This is a genomic window from Streptomyces sp. NPDC007162, from assembly GCF_040634175.1.
Taxonomy (GTDB): domain Bacteria; phylum Actinomycetota; class Actinomycetes; order Streptomycetales; family Streptomycetaceae; genus Streptomyces.
This window is the reverse complement of the sequence record NZ_JBEYFC010000877.1, coordinates 1-2270: the sequence shown is the minus strand read 5'-3', so window position 1 is coordinate 2270 and position 2270 is coordinate 1. Positions and strand designations below refer to the sequence as shown.

Genomic DNA, 2270 nt, shown 5'->3' with positions numbered 1-2270 from the left:
GCGGATGCCGCGCCGTGTCGACGGTGGGCTTCTGCGGGTGCCGGTGGCGCTGCGGGAGGGAGGCGGACGTGGCTCGACTGGCTCGACTGACGGTCATCGAACCGGTTCGCGTGATGTGAAGGTAGGAACACCCACATCGACTGTCAACTCCCCGGGCGAAACTTTCGCACTCACCGGAAACCGCATATTCCTTCTGGTCGAGGGGATTGATGGGCTGGAACCCCGGTGTTAGCTTCCCCGAACCGGTTCGACGAGGCGATTCCCTGCAACAACCCGCAGTTGATGCACGCCGCCCACAGAGGGGTCGAACCGGTTCGATTCATATCCGCACGTCATCACGTCGATACACAAGGATTGAGGACGCGATCCATGCCACCCGCTGACAGATCCCCACGGCGCCGGGCACCGGCCGCCATGGCGCTGGCTCTCGGGGCGGGCCTGCTGGCCGCACCGGCCGTCCCCGCCCGGGCCGCCGAGACGCCCCAGCCCGCCGCCCACTACACCTTCGACCAGGACGACCTCTCCACCGGCAAGATCACGGACAGCTCCGGCAACGACCTGACGGCGACCTTGGTCAACGGCTCCACCGCCCGGTCCGTCACGGGTTCCGACGGCGTCGGCAAGGCACTGTCCCTGCCCGGCGGTGCGCCCACCTCCGACGGCGCGTACGTCCGTCTCCCCCGCGAAGTGCTCGGCGACGCGACCGACCTGACGGTCTCGGCCCGCGTGAAGTGGGGCGATGACAAGTCGGCCTGGCAACGGATCTTCGACCTGGGCACCGACACCGGCAGGTACCTGTTCACGACGCCGTCCAACGGCGGGGTGCTGCGCACCGCGGTGACCACCGGCGGCGGCGGAGCGGAGGCGCAGGTCTCCGGCTACGCGCCGTTGCCCGCCGACGGCTGGCGGACGGTGACGGTCACCCTCGACACCACCGCCCACCGGGTCACCACCTACCTCGACGGCGTGGCGGTCTCCTCCGCCGTGACCACCGTCAAGGCCACGGACCTGCTGGACGGTTCGGCCACGGCGGCCGGTTACATCGGCAGGTCCTTCTACCAGGACCCGCTGCTCAAGGGCGCGATCGACGACTTCGCGGTCTGGCACGCGGCACTCACCGCCGAGCAGGTGGCCGGTACGGTCAAGGCCGTGCCCACCCTGGACAAGCTCTCGCAGACGTCGTTCGACGTCCGTACGACGACCGGGGCCGCGCCGTCCCTGCCCGCCTCGGTCCGCGCGACCTTCTCCGACGGCTACGACCGCGACACGCCGATCACCTGGGAGGCCGTACCGCCCGAGAAATACGCCCGGGCGGGCACCTTCACGGTGGCCGGCACCGCGGCCGGGCAGGTCCTGGAGGCGACCGTCACCGTGGTCCGCGAGGGAGCCCTCAGCGTCGACCTCGCCTCGGACACCGGGCCCTTCCACGGCGGCGCCTCCGGAACCCTCTACGGCGTGTACGGACCGGACGTCCCCACCAACAACCTCATCGAGGGCATGGGCCTGCGCACCGTCTCCACCAAGGCGCAGGACGGCCCGCAGCACCCGGGCGCCGACGCGCTGGACGTGGTCGGCCCACTGGCCGACTCCACCGACGGTGACGTGTACATCTACATGACGGACATCCACCGCGGCTTCCCCTACGAATGGCCGGGCGACACCCCGCAGGAGAAGCTCAAGCTCTATGAGGAAAAGCTCGCCAAGCAGGTCGACCAGGTGCTGCGACTGCCGAAGCGGTACCAGGACAACATCGTCTTCGTGCCGTTCAACGAGCCCGAGGGCAACATGTTCGGCACCGGCGAGTGGAGCTACGACAAGGTCAGCTGGCTGACCGACCCCAAGGACTACTTCGCCGCCTGGGACTCCGCCTACAAGCTGATCAAGTCCAGGATGCCGGACGCCCGCATCGCCGGACCCAACACCAGCATTCTGTACGACCAGGTGAAGGGCTTCCTCACGCACACCCTGGCCGCCGGCACGCTCCCCGACGTGATCACCTGGCACGAGCTGAGCCACCCGGAGGCGGTGCGCCAGAACATCGCCACGTACCGGGCGTGGGAGAAGGACCTGTTCAAGGGCACCGACCGGGAGGGCACCCGACTGCCCGTCAACATCAACGAGTACGCCTTCAACTACCACACCTCCGTGCCCGGCCAGATGATCCAGTGGGTGTCCGCGATCGAGGAGTCCGGGTCAGGGTGATCATCGGGTCGACCACAGTGAAGCGGCCGGAAGCCATGCCCTGCTCCACGTCGTGCCTTGCGCGCGGA

1 pseudogene is annotated in these 2270 nt (G+C 68.7%); it reads left to right on the top strand.

Features of this window, described 5'->3' with window-relative positions:
* Nucleotides 1-414: 414 nt before the first annotated feature.
* Nucleotides 415-2190, top strand: a pseudogene (locus ABZ646_RS45265) (LamG-like jellyroll fold domain-containing protein); the annotation flags it as partial.
* Between the last annotated feature and the right edge of the window lie 80 nt (nt 2191-2270).